The following is a 15004-nucleotide window of genomic DNA, read 5'->3' as shown; positions in this document are numbered from 1 at the left end:
AGCGCAAGATCAGTCACGACAAACGCAGTGTCTGTTCTTTCGCAGCGCAGGCTGCGCCGTCGAGGGGCGCGAAAACCACACGATCGCGCCCCGACTGTTTGGCATGGTACATCGCCAGGTCTGCTCGTTTGAGTGCGTGGACAAAAAGCTCGTTACTTGCGCGCAGGGCGACGCCGATGCTGAGGGTGACGGGAATAACTGCATTGGCATGCTGAACCGGCGAAGTGCGCGCCGAGTTGCGGATGCGTTCTGCGAGTTCGACGATCTGTTTCTGGCTGGTGATATCGGCGATGATCAGGAACTCTTCTCCGCCCATGCGTATGAGGTGGTCTGTGGGGCGCATGGCGGCATTTATACGCGCCACTAGCTCTCGCAGCACTTCATCTCCGGCATCGTGGCCGTGCTGGTCGTTGATGCGTTTGAAGTTATCGATGTCGATCAGGATCAGCCCGGGTGCTACAGCGTCCTGCGTGATGACAGCCCTTAACCCGGCGCGATTAAGCGCGCCGGTCAACGGGTCGCGGCGCGAGGTCTTGATCAGGTGCTGTAGATCTCGTTGGCCGACCATGGCAATCACCGCGATGGTGAACACGATCGACATCACATGATCGGTCAATATGAAGAGCACTCCGCTCCCTTCGTCTTTAACTGGAGCACCGCTTGAAAAGCTGGTTGCCATGATCGAGCCGATGATCAGGATGACTGCGTAGGCCGAGATCGAGCGTTGGTCGTACCAGGAGTTGCGTCCACGCAGCACATAGACCACCTGGCCGGCGGAGATGGCGCAATAAAGGGCGACGGTAATGTTGTTCGTCACGGTAGTGCTGCTGCCGAGAAAGTCTGCGAGCAGGCAAGCGATCAGCGGCAATGAGGGTAATGCAACGAGCCACAGTGGCAGGGCGCGGACTTTATCGAAGGCTCGGTATCCGGCCCAGAACATGATATTGGCCACCTGCAATGCGGCATAACCAAGGCCCAACCCGAGCACGCCGGCGGGCAAGTAAGGAAACCACGAGGCGGTCAGGCCATAGAGCAGACTGCCCATGCCCCAGAAGGCAAAACAGCGGTCGCGGGGGCGGCTCGCCCAAATCGCGAAGCACATCGCACCACAGGTCAGGTTGACCAGCGCATCGGTAAGATGAAGCGTCGTAAGGTCCATCTGGCGTTCCTCAAATATGGAAAACCCGGCATGTTTTGATGTCTGCCGCTCGCAAGACTCGTGAGGAAACACAAAGGGTCACTGCGCAGAGGTAGCGCTCGATACCTCTTTCGCTGCTATTGATGCCACTGTTTTTGAGACTTTCGGTTGCTGGCATCGTGCCATTAATTATGCGGGCGTCGATATGTCTTACGGTAAGTGGAGAACACAGCGCATGTCGGGTCGCTACGACCCTCTAAGGGAACCCGTTGGGTTTGCCCGTGATTTCGGGCTGGCCTTGGACGACACAGGGAGGGGCGATCAGCCTGATCGGCGGCCAGGGATCGCCCGACCTACGGGTTCTGCGTCCAGTCGAAATCCATCTGTCTGGCAGTGCGCTCTGCCAGCGCGCCGCTGTGCAGGCGCTCGACCAAGTGCAGGCTCATGTCGATGCCGGCGCAGATTCCGGCCGAGGTGACCAGGGCGCCTTGATCGACCCAGCGCACGTTGCTCACTACCTCGAGCGTTGGGAACATCGCCTTCAGCTCGTCGATGTCTTCCCAGTGTGTGGTGGCGCGCAAGCCATCGAGCTTGCCGGCCTTGGCCAGCAAAAAGGCGCCGGTGCAGACCGAGGCGACCACAGGGGTGAGGGCTGCCTGCTGATCGATCCAGCGGATGACGTCCGGCTTTTCCAGCTCGGCGGTAACCACACCGCCCGGGACGATCAGGCAATCGAGGGGCGGATGGCCATGAATGTCGTGGTCGGGGTCGATCTTCAGCCCTGCACGGGCCTTGATCGGGGCAGTGGTGCGGCCAATGGTGAAAACGGTGAACAGAGGTTGCGCACCGGCATCACTGCGCTGCTGCATGCGCGTTGCGGTGGTGAACACTTCGTAAGGTCCGGCGAAGTCGAGCACTTCGACTTCATCGAACACATAGATTCCGACATTCAGCGACATCGATGAGCCTCCAATGCTATGCGCCGAGCAAATGGCTCAGGCAGTCCACTTCAACTGCGACACTATCAGCGCTGCCCCTGTCGGGCCATCCGGGCGAAGTGCGATCAGCGATTACAACTTCGGTTTGTTGTCCTTGGCCTTTTCATCCGATAACTGCTGGTCTTGCGCTGCCTTGGCTTGCGCTTTTTCACCGGTGATCTGGTCGTACATGGCCTTGTAGTCGGTGATCGACAGCTTGTACATCGAGATCATGTTGGCGTCCATGCCGGAGAAATGCGCTTCGATTCGTGTGCCGCATTCGGCTCTGAATTGGTGCGGGTAGCGGATGGTCATCCCGTTGAAGCCGGTCGTGTTGCCATTACCCATGATGCCTGGGCAGGGGCCTTGGGGGATGTTTCCGAAGTACTGTTTGCCACTGCGATCGTACATCCAGAAATAATGCGTGCCTGATAGCGGAACGATCTTGGAGGGTTTGCCGAATTTTTCCACCAACGCAGCTTCAAGGGTTTGCTTGTTGATTCGTTCGCCTTCTGGCAAACGTTGCACGCGGGAGACGAACCAGATTCTTTCGGACTTGTCGGTCAAAGCGAGAAATTCATCGGTAGGGCCGCCGTCATCGGACAGGCCCAGCCCGGGCATGTACACTTCAGTCACTGCCTTGACGCCCACTTCACGCATACCTTCACCCAATAGCGGCGAGATGATGTAGTCGTCGTTGGCATTGCTGACGGCTTGTTTGGCTTGAGCCAGTGAGGCGCCCAGCGAGACGCCGGCGATATCTTCGCCTGCAATCACAGCTGTGCTGGCGAGTGCAGCGAATGCGGCGATCAACGCCGAAGAACGGACAGACATGAACAGCTCCTTGGACACTACGCCCCCTCCATGGCGGGGCGTATTACTTGATGAGTGGGCGCAAGCCCGGCGCCATTCTAGCATGTTGATGGTATGGCCGCGCATTGCGAAGTTGCCTGGCAGGCAGCACCTTCTGGGTACTTACAGCGGATCGGGCCGGCTAGTGGCCCAGGCCAGGAGTTGATGATTTGTTTGTCAGCCCTTGCGCTCGCTAGCGCGTACTCACGCAATCGCCAAGATGCTCATCGATCAACTTCGCGACTGCAATTGCGTGACGGTGTCCAAGGTCATGGCCTGCCTGCGGGAACACTTCCAGCCGGGCATTGGGCAACAGTTGCGCAAGTCGCTCGCCTACTGCGACCGGGCTGATCGGGTCGGCGCCACCCCATAGCAGTAACACCGGTACATGCACTTCGTGCAGACGCTGGGTGAGGTCGGTGCGGTCGTCGAAGAACCAACGTGGCAGATTCGGTCGTTCGGCTTCCAGTTCCGCGCGCCAGTCTGCACCGCCCAACTCGGAAAGGTCGAGACCGCCCGAAGTGACTGCCAGAACCAGGTGGGTCACCAAGTCGGGACGGGTCAGCGCGATGTGCATCGCGACCACGCCGCCCATGGACTGTGCGACCAGCGCGACAGGGCCATCGAGTTGCGCGATAGCCAGTTCAGCGAGGTGCTCCAGGCAGGTGATGTGTGGGTTGGCCGGGGTATCGCCAAAGCCGGGCCAGCCGAGGTGCTGCCGGGCGATGGGCGTATTCAGATGATCGGCGACAGGTTGCCAGAAGTGTATGTTGCCGGAGGCGCCGGGAAGAAAAACGATCTTTTCGGGAGAGGTTGTCATGGCTCTTTCCTTGAGTCAGAAACGCAAGTTGCAGGCTTTGGCACTGCGCTGAAATGCTTGGCTCGTCATCGAGCCTCGCAGGCGTACGGGGCAAAAAAACAGCATATTTTGCAACGACCACCCGCTCTTTGCTATAACGAGCGCCCAACTTTCAAGGAATGATTGTATGTTTGGCAAGACACTGACGGCTTTCTGCGCAGCGCTGTTCTCGGCAACGCTCTTGAGCGCATGCGGTGAGTCAATCGACAAAGCCGCCTATGAAGCGAACGATCAGAACTGTACGCCTGATCACATCAAGTCGCTGCCGGACAGCCCCGATCGCGAAGGGCTGATGGAGAAGTGCATGACTCGCGGTTCTTACCAAAAGTCGGATGCCAAGACCTGGTAGGTTTCAAAGTGCCATCAGGGCTCAGGTTCAGACCTTGAGCCCTGATGGTGTGACGTTGAACGATACTTGTTATGCCCCCGGTCATTTCCCAGCAAGGAACCTCATGAGACACACTGTACTTGGCGCTCTATTACTGGCCTTTACCGCGCTGTCGCTCAGCGGATGTTTTGGGTCTGAACAAGAAAAGCAGGCGCAGCAGGAGTCGAGCGACAATCTGTGGAACATCACGCCACCAGATGAAAGCAAGGATAAAGGTTTCACCCCGTAATACCCCGCCGCCGCTCTCGATAAGCAGCGCCCAAGATTCAATTCCACCCCGCAAGGATCTACAGGTGATAAAAGCACTACTGGCCAGCATGTTCCTGCTGGCCCTACAAGGCTGCGCTCAAATGGGACCCTATTCGAACGTCAAGCCCGAACAGCTCGCTGATACGTCCAGCTACACCATTTTGGAAACTGAAACCTACGCCGGGCAACCGAACCGCAGTTGGGCGGACATGCAGCCGAACCTGGACATCATCCGTATCAACGACAAGAAAGTCGGCGACATTCCTTTCGCCACCTACTACTACAAGAACGGTTCGCCGCAGCGCGCCATGCTCGAACCTGGGCACTACACTGTCCAGCTCAAATACAACGTGCCGGGCAGCTACCTGATGGCAGACTTCGAGTTCGATGCCGAGCCTGGGCAGAAAATCATGGCCCGCACCCGGTACATCGGTCTCAACAGGCTGATCGTCTGGCTCGAAGACGCCAAAACCGAAAAAGCCATCGGCAAGCGCGTGCAGTAGCGGCGCAACCGTCATGAGCGGCTAGACTGCAAGCCTCGCTGTACAGGAACTCGGCCGATGAATGATCAACCCCTTACAGACACCCATCCCGTACTGGACGATCAGGCTGCGCGGGGTGTTGCGCTGATCATTCTGGCGGTATTCCTGCTGGCGATGGCCGATGCGTCGGTCAAGTATTTCAGTCTGCGCATGCCCATTTGGCAGTTGTTCATGGGCGTTTCGTTCATTTCGGTGCCCACCCTCGGTGCCTGGGTGTTCAGGCAAGTGAAGGCCGGGCGCATCCAGATTCGCTCGTTGCGCTGGGCGGCACTGCGAAGTGTGCTGCTGCTGGTGATGTGGGTCACCTATTACGCCGCACTGCCGCTGATTCCTTTATCGGTCGCGGCGGTGGCGATCTACACCGCGCCGCTGTTCATCGCCTTGTTTGCCGCCTGGTGGGGCAACGAGCGGTTGTCGGTGTTGGGCTGGTTGGCAGTGGTGCTCGGCTTTGCCGGTGTCGTCACCGTGCTCGAACCGGGCTCTATCGGCTTCTCGCTGGCTGCGTTGCTGCCGGTGGTTGCGGCGATCTTCTACGCCCTGGCGATGGTCGTCACCCGCAGCCACTGCCGGGGTGAACATCCCGTGGTACTGGCCTTTGCCTTGAACGTGGTGTTTTTCGTCGCAGCCTGTGGCGGGGCGGTGGCCTCGCAGGTGTTCACCCAGGCCGCGGCCAAGGCGCCGTTTCTGTTGGCGCCCTGGCAACCGCTCGGCTGGCATGAAGCGCTGTTCATCAGCGCCTATTCGCTGGTACTGGTGAGCATCAACATCACTACCGCCAGAGCCTACCAGTTGGCACCCGCTGCGCTGGTGGGCACGTTCGACTACGCCTACCTGATCTTCGCCTGCTTCTGGGGCTATTGGCTCTTCGATGAGGTGCCCAATGCCCATACGTGGGTCGGCATGTTGCTGATTCTGCTGGCCGGGCTGCTGGTTGCGCGCAGGCCGGCACGATGAACGCGTGCTGTGACCGCGAGTCAGCCCTGCGATCGATCATCCGTAACGACCCACTGCGTTGGCGATTGCTCGGTGTGGTGAATACACTGCAACTGCCCGACTGCTGGATCGGCGCAGGTTTCGTGCGCAATGCCGTGTGGGATCACCTGCATGGCCGCAGTTCATCGCCGATCGTGACGGATGTCGATGTCATCTGGTTCGATGCCGACGCGTGCAGTGTCGAGACCGATCGAGCGCTTGAGCAGAAGCTCCAAGTGCTCGCGCCAGGCGTGAAGTGGTCGGTGAAGAATCAGGCGCGGATGCACCTCAATAATGGTGACGCTGCGTATTTGAACGCCAACGACGCCATGCGTCATTGGCCCGAGACCGCTACCGCAGTTGCGGTAAGGCAAAGCCAGGAGGGTCACTGCGAGGTGGCAGCGCCGTTGGGTCTGGCTGATTTGTTTGAATTGCGGATCAGGCCTGCGGGGCAGTTCGCCGCAGCCAAGGCGTCGGTTTTTCGCCAGCGCTTGAATGACAAAGGCTGGTTAATCACCTGGCCGCTGCTTAGGGTCTGCGCAGAGAACTCAACCGGGTCGCGCTGATGTCCGTCATTCGCAACACCCTCACATCGTCGTACTAGAACGCAGCCGCTAGGCTCAATCACAGGTTCAGGAGGAACTGCAATGCGTCAGGAAACCAGCAAGCCGTTTTACATGGTGGCTTCACCGTTATTGATTCTGGGCGCGTCATTCGCTGCGGTCGGTGCGTCCGGGCAGTCCACGTTCGGCTACCTGGCAGCAGGATTTCTGGTGCCGGGCCTGGTGCTGCTGTTGGTGGCGTTCAAGCAGCGCGCCAAACGCTAGTCTGCAGCTGATTGCCGCTGCTCCAGAGGCAACAGCGGCAATCGAAACGCCGAAGGGCTACTGCTTCATCAACGCATCACGTCGCTTGCCCACCTCACTTGCCGTCACTTCGCTCGCCGCGTTGCCCCAAGTGTTGCGGATGTAAGTCAGCACCGCGGCGACCTGATCATCCTTGAGGTTCCAGGCGAACGCCGGCATGGCCGGGCCGGTTGGCGCCGCTTCGGTGCTCACCGCTCGGCTGCCAGCCAGCACCACACCGATCAGCGAAGTGGGGTCGTCGGCGTTGACCAGCGGCGCGTTGGCCAGTTTCGGGAACAGCTTGGCGATGCCTTCGCCATTTGGGGTATGACACCCAGAACAGCGGTCTTCGTAGATGGCGCGGCCTACGCTCATGACCGGTTGCTCGGCGGCCAGAGGTTCGGGGCGCTCGTGCTGCTCGCCCAGGTCCTTCAGGTACACCGCCACCGCGCGCAGATCCTGGTCGTGCCAGAACTGGGTGGAGTGCTCGACGGCCTCGGCCATGGGACCGGAGGCAATGTCGTAGCGATTGGCGCCGGTCTTGAGGTACTCGACGATGTCGTCTTCGCTCCAGGCACCAAGGCCGACATGGTCGGTACCGGTGATGTCCGGCGCGGTTACCCCTCCTAAGGCGCCGCCTCTGAGGAAGGCGCTGTCATTGTCGCCGCCGAGCAGGCTTTTCGGCGTGTGGCAGGTGCCGCAGTGGCCCAGACCCTGCACCAGGTAAGCGCCGCGGTTCCACTGCGCACTCTTGTCGGCCTTGGGCTGGTACTCGCCTTCGCTGAAGTTGAGCAGGTTCCACACGCTCATGTTCAGGCGCACGCTGAGCGGGAAGGGCAGTTGGTTGGTCTCTACCTTGTGATGCACCGGTTCGATGGTGCGCAGGTAGGCCCACAGCGCGTAGTTGTCCTCTCGGCTGACCTTGGTGTAGGCGGTGTAGGGCATGGCCGGGTACAGCCGTTTGCCGTTGCGGGCATGGCCGCGCGCCATGGTGTTCTGGAAGTCCTCGAAGCTCCAGCGGCCGATGCCGGTGGTGGTGTCGGGGGTGATGTTGGCGCCGACCAGCTTGCCGAATGGCGTATCGATGCTAACCCCACCCGAGAACAACGGCTGCCCCGGTACCGTGTGGCATGCCGTGCAGTCGCCTAGGGTGGCGATGTAGCGACCCTTGCTGACCAGCTCGTAGGAATCCTGGCCACCTATGGCGTGAGCACCGAGGCTTACGCTGCCGAGCAGGGCGACGCTTGAGAGAATGAGAGCTTTCATACGCTGATCATCTCCCCAGGACGCTTGAGATAGAGCGTACGGATCGCGTGCGCCGCCTTGAATGCCAAAGCTCCGACAGTGCCGGTCGGGTTGTAGCCGGGGTTCTGCGGGAAGGCCGAAGCGCCCACTACGAACAAGTTCGGCACATCCCACACTTGCAAGTGCTTGTTCACCGAACTGGTGGCCGGATCTGCGCCCATGACGAAGCCGCCGACCACGTGGGACGACTGGTACGAGGTGTTGTTCCACGGCGCTTTTCGCGGGCTCTCCACTACTAGCGAAGGGTTCAGCGCGCGGGCGATTTCGGCGGTCTTGCCGGTGACGTACTGGGCCATGCGCAGATCGTTCTCGGTGAAGTCGAAGGTGATGCGCAGCAGTGGCCGGCCATGCGGGTCCTTGTAGGTCGGGTCGAGCGACAGGTAATTGGTGCGCGAGCTGTAGTTGCTCGCCTCGCAGCCGATGGACATGCTCGCCGAGTAGTACTGTGCGGTCGTCTTCTTCCACTGCGAGCCCCAGCGCGGGGTGCCGGGCGGCACTGGACGCGAGGCGATCGGCGCTGCGCCGATAGGCGTGACGCGGGTGCTGCCGCCGCCGACGAAGCCCAGGCCACTGTGGTCGAAGTTGTCGTTGTTGAATTCATCGATGCCCATGCCGATGGCGCCACCGCCGATGAACGGGTTGAAGTTCTTGCCTTCATCGAAGAACAGCTGAACGTTGTTGGCGGTCTGGTAGGCGTAGTTGCGCCCGGTGGTGCCGGTGTTGCTGACCGGGTCGTAGGGTTCACCGATGCCTGAGAGCAACATCAGTCGCACGTTCTCGAAGGTGAACGCGGCCACCACGACGATCTCAGCCGGCTGTTCCCAAGTCTGACCGTTGGCGTCGACATAGACGATGCCGGTGGCACGTTTGCCGGAGCTGTCCTTGCGCACTTCCAGCACTTCACAGTGGGTCTTGGCGGTGAAGTTGGGCATGCGGATCAACGCCGGGAGCACGTTGACGATGGCGCTGGCCTTGGAGTAGTTGGCGCAGCCGTAGTTGGTGCAGAAGCCGCAGAAGGTGCACGGCCCCATGGTCACGCCATAGCTGTTGGTATAGCCTTGGGACGCCAGCGCCGAAGGCACCGGGAAGGGCTTGTAACCCAGGTTGCGGGCGGCCTCGGCGAACAGCGTCGGGGCGAAGGTCTGTTGCGTGGGAGGGTTGGGGTAGTCACGCCGGCGCGGGCCTTCGAATGGGTTGCCGCCCTCGATCAGCGTGCCGCCGATGTTGCCTGCCTTGCCGGAGATCCCGGCAACGCGCTCGAAGGCGTCGTAGAACGGTTCCATTTCCTCCCAGGTGGTGCCCCAGTCCTGCACGCTCAGACCTTCGAGCGCCTGTTTGCCATAGCGATCTTCAAGATGGCTCTTGAGGTGGAATTCGTCGGGCTGGAAGCGGAAGGTGATGCCGGCCCAGTGGTTGCCAGCGCCGCCGGTGCCGTTACCGGGGTGGAACGAGCCCCAGGTGCGCATTGGCAGGGCGGTTTGCGTGACATTGTTGCGTAGCGTGCAGGTGTTCTGCCGGGTGCGCAGCATGAGTTCCTGGCGCTGCACATAGCGCAACTCGTCGGCTGCCGAGGCGATGTTGAAGTCGCTGGCGGTGTCGCGCCAGGCGCCGCGCTCGAAACCGATCACTCGCAGACCCGCATCGGCGAGCTCCTTGGCGACGATGGAACCGGCCCAGCCGAGGCCGACCACCACGACATCGGTTCCTGGCAGTTTCTTGGCTTGGGTCGTCATGCTTTACGACTCCAGGCCGAGCTGCCGATGATCGACAGCGGAATCAGCTCCAGCTTCTGGTTGTGCCGGGCGATGTAGGGCCGGTAGTCGTAGCGTGCGCCAGGGAAACCCAGCATCTTCCAACTGACCATGTCGCGGTTGCCGCCATACACCGGGTCGGCAAAGAAGCCTTCCATGGTGTTTTGCAGCACTTGCTCGAAAAACACCTGCGACTCGATACCGGCGAATTCGATCTTGCCACCCTCCAGTGCTTGCAACACTTCGTCGCGCTGCGCATCGGGCAGCTCGCTGAAATGTTTCTGGTAGCTCTGTTGGCAGTGTTTCTCCAGTTCTTCAAGGCCCAGCCGATAGCGCTCGCGCGGGACATGATCAGACTTGGGCTCGACACCTGCGATGAACGGCCCGTGCTGATACAGACGCTCGTATGTGCCGTACTGGCCTGCCAATTGACGGTCGATGAACACCGCACAGCCGGCCTCTTTGCCGCTCACCGACAGCTCATCGCCCGGAATCAGGCGCTCGACGATGGCTTCGACTTCGCGCAGCTGCTCGGCGCTGAAGAATTGCGGTTGCTGATCCTGGTAATGCAGCGGGCCGTTGTGGTCGAACGGCAGCCAGCTCGGCACGCCCTTGACCGTGGCGGCCTGGGTGTAGGCCGCAGCGCTGGCGGCAACGGTGGTGGCCGAGGCCTTGAGCAGGCTGCGCCGGCTCAGTCCTGCGAGAGGGGGTGTAGTCATATCACGCTCCATTTATGTCCGCGCAAGACAGCTGCACGGCTCAGGCTTTGGTATTGGAGCCACTGCACGACGGCATGCGGATGCACGGACATCCGTGGCTGAGGGCCGCGAAACCTTCGCCGTTGCCTGGACAGGCGACAGCAAGTGCCGGTGCTTGGAGCGCTGTAGTACCTTGCAACAATCCACTGGGCAGCTTTGCGGAACTTCCTCAAAGCAGCTAGACCGCTGGCACAACGATAGCGTTCCGCAATTTTCCTGACGGAGTGAACAGACTGTTTATTGACGAGCGTGTCACAAGGAGGGTAGAGCGAGGCACTGCTGGCGCGAGCAAGTGGTTCAATCACCAGAAACGGTCTGTTACAGTTCGCACCGTGTTCAAATCAGTCGAGAGGGATCTTAAATGCGGCAATTCATTGCGATGACATTCGGCGGCCTGACGCCGGCCTACTACCTGCGCCAGTTGTTTTTCGGCGCATTGTTCGCGGCGCTGTTCATCTGGATGAAGTCCCAGTCAACCCAGGGCCTGGACGTTGCCAGCGTACTGATGGCGGTGGTCAGCACGCTGCTGTACCCCTATTCGCGATTCGTCTACGAGACCGTGATGGGCTTCATCATGGGTGGCAACCTGTTCGTGGTGAACGCCTTGCTGATGCTGTTCGTCAAGTTCATCACCATGATGTTCTGCTGGTTCCTGGCGATCTTCATCGCACCAGTCGGACTCGCCTACCTGTACTGGCATCACCGCCGTCAGCAGGCGTCTTGAATGGCGCCTGCTTGAGCCATTGCGGCTGAGGTTGAGTCGGTTCGAGCCCTGGTAAATGCCAGGGCTTTTTCGTTTTTGTGGTCTTGCATACCGAGTGCCCTTACACGCGCAGACTGTGCCTGATGCGTTACACCTGGCACCCTGCTCAAAGGTGCACTTTGGCATGACAGGCACTGGCGATCAGGCTCGCACCACAGGCCGTCTTCATCCCTTCCAGCGCGACAGGCGTGCCATTGACGCGATAAGTGCTGCTGCCCTCGATAATCGCAAACTCACCCTTGCAGAGTGGGCAAAGAACCCTGTCGCCCTTGCCGGCGATGGGCTTGCCGTTGAGGTGGGTGTGGGAGATGGCGCTGAGCACCACGCCGCCGTGGGAAGTGGTGTCGCCGAGGCGGATGATCTTATTCATGGGGAGGAGTCCTTGTCAGGAAGCGCAGTTTTAGTTGAAGAGTTTCGAGTTTGTGGCTGGATTTGCTGGCGTGTTAGATGGAAAGGGTGTTGCCGGTGAGGATTGAAGATGTAGTGGAGGCTGGGGTGTAGCAGGTAAGACCGCAGCCGAGTGGTTCGGTGCGCTGCACCGTATGGACTCGTTCATTAAAACGTGCTGTAAGATGTTGCGCTGACGAATGATAAGACAACAGCGCTAAGCTCCATAGCTGTGAGTTTAGGTAGGCGGCAAATCCCAATAAAGATCAGCCCGGATCAGGTCGACAACTGAGTTTTAGTTTTCTAATCGTATTTCCTTCAATGCTTTTTCTAGCATGGTCATGTCTGGCGGATTTTTTTTGGAGCTTTTGGAATCACTCCAGGAAGGGACCTTTAGTTTTATTAGGGTCAATCCTTCATCTGTGAAATCGCTAGTCTTAAGATCCATGTCCAAAAGTTCGTTATTGGCATCAGTAATGTTCGTGGCTAACAGGCCTTTATCCAAGAAGAAGCGCCGTAGCGCCTTCAGCGACCGCAACACAATTTCTTGGCTAGGCAGATCCGGCACCAGTTTGCTTTGATCGTCAAAAACCACATGGCGTTGCATTTCAGAGTTTATGTTGGGCCAGACTAGCTTGTCTTTATTCATCGAATGGCTCTCTTGTTGTCACAGATGACCCTGCGGTGAGAATAAGGCGATTAGTGATTCTGTATAGTATAAGTTCTCTTCAGTCGCTATGATTCTCAATCACTTCTAAGTTTCGAGTGCTGGGTTTGTATTGCCAGACCGGGTCACGGCCCGTGCTGTAGTACTCGCCATATTCGGGCCTGTGTATCAGGCTTAGCGGAGTATGGATAAACGTCTAGCGACGGGCACCAATGTCCCGGGTTCACAGACGTAGTGGATGGTACTGATCGCGGTGTACTATTCAACCGTGCGGCAACCATTGCATCGAGGCAGCATTCCTTCCTGTAGTTGATATTTTCAGGACCTCCTCTAGTGATAATGTAAGACTTGTGGGCTTCGAAAATTAACAGCCTACCTGACATTGAAACTATCAAATGGAGAGCCATCCAGGATAACTTCTACGGCTCTGTCTGTTCGAGCTGTAATGTACATTGAATATTAGTGCGCGATCAACGTTATGCTAAGGTGCAGGTTTTTTGTCGTCCGGCGCATAGTCAATTATGCTCTAACGAAGTACCGCGTAAACTCGGACCAATTCCTCGCCGCAAGCCTGATCAAAAAATCGACTCTCATAGAAATCAAAAATTTTGGACAAGTGGCATCCAGCAAATAGGGTCTTGGTGGATTTCAATTCTGTTGATTCAGTTAGGCTGTTTCGAGTTTTTAGTCGATCAAAAAACTGCTTAGTTGTCTCTCCTGAGTATATGAAAAAATTTGGTATCGGAGGTTCTTCGGTGTCTTCGAAATTAAATTCTGTAAAGGTGATCGCAAAAAAACGATCACCACGCTTCGCTTCATCTTCGCGCTTCATGGATATTGCCATCGACAAGATGAAAAAAGCAGTGCCGACCAAGAAGCTTGCCGCGTCTTCAATTTTTAATTTTTTCTTGACGCGAACGAGTCGGCTATATCGAGAGACAAGTGGTATTTCCTCGAATGGATCATACTCATCATAAAATATGCTCAAGTCACACCATGGTTCTCCTTCGAAGGTTTCGTTGAATGCGCCATATATATCTGTCATTTTTTAATCTCCCAGTCGTGATCGTTAAGCCATTCTATCGTTCTTCTTGAAAAGCTTACTTCTCCCTTCCCTTTGTCATGGATGGAACCATCTTGATTGTATCCAGACCCACAGTCACAATGTGCATGCCACTGGCTTTTGGGTACATTCGCTTCGGGCTTGTCAATTCTTTTGATTTCTTCTGGTGCCTGCTGGCGCTCTACCTTTCGTTGAGCTTGTTTGGGTGTCCCGTGTGTCTTGTTTTTGGCGAGACCTAGAGGATCAACCCAATTCCCCGGACTCGGCGCATACTGATAAACATTAACCCCACCCGCAATCCCTGTCGGGTCCTTGCTTATGCACTGCTCCGCCTGCGGGTAGTAGCTTGCTTTTGACTTAGGGGGTGAAGGTCAACTTCCTGAATTGGCTATCCAATGGTACAAGCTTTCTAACAGTTCATTTAGGTTTTCTATCCCCCCGAAAGCAATGGTTTCAAGTCCGGTATCTTTGTTTTCCTCAATCACTGAAACATTATTACTGTCTTCTTCAATGATAATTCTAATGCTATTGCTCGATTTCAAATTCTTTGCCGAAAATATTGGGTTCGCATCACGAAAGGGCTGCCCATTGTTGAATGTCGTCTGATAATAAGGCGTAAGAAAATTCCCGGATAGACCGTCCGCCTCAATGGCTTTCTTGAATGTTCTTGCAAAGCAATCCTCAAGCCTGTGATAGCTGATAGCACTTGTCAAATAGTCTTCATACATACTTTCTATTCCTTGAATGCTACGCCAGTTATGATCTCTACATCGACGCGCTCGCCCTTTGTATCTTTCACCTTAAATGAGCGAGATGTCTGAGCTCTGACTCCCCCGCATCTGCAGGCATCATCTATAAATCGCTCGGCCTTTTCGAAAGCTGTGCGCCTTAGAGTCAGGTCTCGATCAGTAAGTTTTGCTTTTAGTTCGCCCATTAGCCTCTTTCCATCTGCAACGGTAATGGGGTCGTCTTGATTCCAAGAAACAGATTCCTCCAGCTTTGCCCCTTGTGCTTGGAATCTTCCTCTATTTGCTGCTAACCCTAACGGATCAACCCAATTCCCCGGACTCGGCGCATACTGATAAACATTGACCCCGCCCGCAAACCCAATCGGGTCCTTGCCGATAAACCGTCCCACCCGCGGGTCGTAATATCGATACCGGTTGTAGTGCAACCCCGTCTCGACATCGAAGTACTGCCCCTGAAAGCGTAACGCATTGTGGATGTTTTTCCGCTTGGCGGTGTCGCTGCGCTCTTCGGTGGCCTGGCCCCAGGCTTTGTAGTTACCGCGCCAGGCGATCTGGCCGTCGGTATCGGTCAGCTCCATCGGGGTGCCCAGTTGGTCGCACTGGTACCAGGCGAAGGTATCGACGTTCCCCGGAGTCGGTTTGTGTCGCCAGACCGGGTCGCGGGCGGTGCTGTAGTACTCGCCGTAGACGGGTTGGGGGATGAGCTTGAGCGGGGTGTCGATCACCGCTTGGGCGACGG

At 57.6% G+C, this 15004-nt stretch carries 19 protein-coding genes; 7 read left to right on the top strand and 12 right to left on the bottom strand.

All coding sequences use genetic code 11. From position 1 onward, the window contains the following. Positions 1–13: 13 nt before the first annotated feature. From H618_RS22050 to H618_RS0102590, 4 genes are all read right to left on the bottom strand, one after another. Positions 14–1159 (bottom strand): GGDEF domain-containing protein, encoded by a 1146-nt coding sequence (locus tag H618_RS22050; protein WP_050577186.1) that lies wholly within the window; start codon positions 1157–1159, stop codon positions 14–16. Positions 1160–1491: 332 nt separating this feature from the next. Next, entirely contained in the window at positions 1492–2097 is a 606-nt protein-coding gene (locus tag H618_RS0102600; RefSeq protein ID WP_028693583.1) for a DJ-1/PfpI family protein, read from the bottom strand. A 111-nt stretch (positions 2098–2208) separates the two neighbouring features. Further along, positions 2209–2949: a hypothetical protein gene (locus tag H618_RS0102595; RefSeq protein WP_154660612.1), complete on the bottom strand. Its 741-nt coding sequence runs from the start codon at positions 2947–2949 to the stop codon at positions 2209–2211. Positions 2950–3160: 211 nt separating this feature from the next. Continuing rightward, positions 3161–3787 carry an alpha/beta fold hydrolase gene (locus H618_RS0102590; protein ID WP_028693581.1) on the bottom strand — a complete coding sequence of 209 codons (627 nt, stop codon included), beginning with the start codon at positions 3785–3787 and terminating at the stop codon, positions 3161–3163. A 166-nt stretch (positions 3788–3953) separates the two neighbouring features. Between H618_RS0102590 and trbK the strand changes: the two genes are divergently transcribed. The 6 genes from trbK (at position 3954) to H618_RS0102560 (ending at position 6804) form a co-directional block, all read left to right on the top strand. Then, complete coding sequence (gene trbK / locus H618_RS0102585; protein ID WP_028693580.1) at positions 3954–4175, top strand: entry exclusion lipoprotein TrbK; 222 nt, start codon at positions 3954–3956, stop codon at positions 4173–4175. Between the two features lie 103 nt (positions 4176–4278). Beyond that, positions 4279–4443 (top strand): hypothetical protein, encoded by a 165-nt coding sequence (locus H618_RS22685; RefSeq protein WP_154660611.1) that lies wholly within the window; start codon positions 4279–4281, stop codon positions 4441–4443. Positions 4444–4531: 88 nt separating this feature from the next. Beyond that, positions 4532–4966: a hypothetical protein gene (locus H618_RS0102575; protein WP_028693579.1), complete on the top strand. Its 435-nt coding sequence runs from the start codon at positions 4532–4534 to the stop codon at positions 4964–4966. 57 nt (positions 4967–5023) lie between these two features. Beyond that, on the top strand, positions 5024–5959 hold the full coding sequence (locus H618_RS0102570) for a DMT family transporter (protein WP_081673693.1): 936 nt from the start codon (positions 5024–5026) through the stop codon (positions 5957–5959). Then, on the top strand, positions 5956–6543 hold the full coding sequence (locus H618_RS0102565) for a nucleotidyltransferase family protein (RefSeq protein WP_028693577.1): 588 nt from the start codon (positions 5956–5958) through the stop codon (positions 6541–6543). Before H618_RS0102570 ends, H618_RS0102565 begins: the two co-directional genes overlap by 4 nt. Positions 6544–6624: 81 nt before the next feature. Further along, positions 6625–6804 carry a hypothetical protein gene (locus H618_RS0102560; RefSeq protein ID WP_028693576.1) on the top strand — a complete coding sequence of 60 codons (180 nt, stop codon included), beginning with the start codon at positions 6625–6627 and terminating at the stop codon, positions 6802–6804. A gap of 57 nt (positions 6805–6861) precedes the next feature. Here H618_RS0102560 and H618_RS0102555 read toward each other — a convergent pair whose 3' ends face one another. Genes H618_RS0102555 through H618_RS0102545 form a run of 3 tightly spaced genes read right to left on the bottom strand, consistent with a single transcriptional unit; the run spans position 6862 to position 10597 of the window. Beyond that, entirely contained in the window at positions 6862–8088 is a 1227-nt protein-coding gene (locus tag H618_RS0102555; protein ID WP_028693575.1) for a c-type cytochrome, read from the bottom strand. Continuing rightward, positions 8085–9860 (bottom strand): GMC family oxidoreductase, encoded by a 1776-nt coding sequence (locus H618_RS0102550; RefSeq protein ID WP_028693574.1) that lies wholly within the window; start codon positions 9858–9860, stop codon positions 8085–8087. Before H618_RS0102550 ends, H618_RS0102555 begins: the two co-directional genes overlap by 4 nt. Continuing rightward, positions 9857–10597, bottom strand: coding sequence for a gluconate 2-dehydrogenase subunit 3 family protein (locus tag H618_RS0102545; RefSeq protein WP_028693573.1), 741 nt, complete (start codon positions 10595–10597; stop codon positions 9857–9859). Before H618_RS0102545 ends, H618_RS0102550 begins: the two co-directional genes overlap by 4 nt. Before the next feature lie 400 nt (positions 10598–10997). On the opposite strand from H618_RS0102545, the gene H618_RS0102540 reads away from it, so the two are divergent. Then, on the top strand, positions 10998–11360 hold the full coding sequence (locus H618_RS0102540) for a hypothetical protein (protein WP_028693572.1): 363 nt from the start codon (positions 10998–11000) through the stop codon (positions 11358–11360). A 145-nt stretch (positions 11361–11505) separates the two neighbouring features. On the opposite strand, the gene H618_RS0102535 is transcribed toward H618_RS0102540, so the two are convergent. The 5 genes from H618_RS0102535 to H618_RS22045 form a co-directional block, all read right to left on the bottom strand. Continuing rightward, complete coding sequence (locus tag H618_RS0102535) at positions 11506–11769, bottom strand: PAAR domain-containing protein (protein WP_028693571.1); 264 nt, start codon at positions 11767–11769, stop codon at positions 11506–11508. Between the two features lie 312 nt (positions 11770–12081). Continuing rightward, positions 12082–12435, bottom strand: a complete 354-nt coding sequence (locus H618_RS0102530; RefSeq protein WP_028693570.1) for a hypothetical protein — start codon at positions 12433–12435, stop codon at positions 12082–12084. A gap of 544 nt (positions 12436–12979) precedes the next feature. Then, positions 12980–13498, bottom strand: a complete 519-nt coding sequence (locus H618_RS22680; protein ID WP_154660610.1) for an Imm15 family immunity protein — start codon at positions 13496–13498, stop codon at positions 12980–12982. A gap of 389 nt (positions 13499–13887) precedes the next feature. Then, positions 13888–14244, bottom strand: a complete 357-nt coding sequence (locus tag H618_RS22675) for a hypothetical protein (protein ID WP_154660609.1) — start codon at positions 14242–14244, stop codon at positions 13888–13890. Positions 14245–14249: 5 nt separating this feature from the next. Further along, the coding region (locus tag H618_RS22045) for an RHS repeat-associated core domain-containing protein (RefSeq protein WP_211232349.1) at positions 14250–15004 on the bottom strand (755 nt) is incomplete at its 5' end.

The organism is Pseudomonas cremoricolorata DSM 17059 = NBRC 16634 (assembly GCF_000425745.1).
GTDB lineage: Bacteria > Pseudomonadota > Gammaproteobacteria > Pseudomonadales > Pseudomonadaceae > Aquipseudomonas > Aquipseudomonas cremoricolorata.
This window is presented reverse-complemented; position numbering and strand designations above follow the sequence as displayed.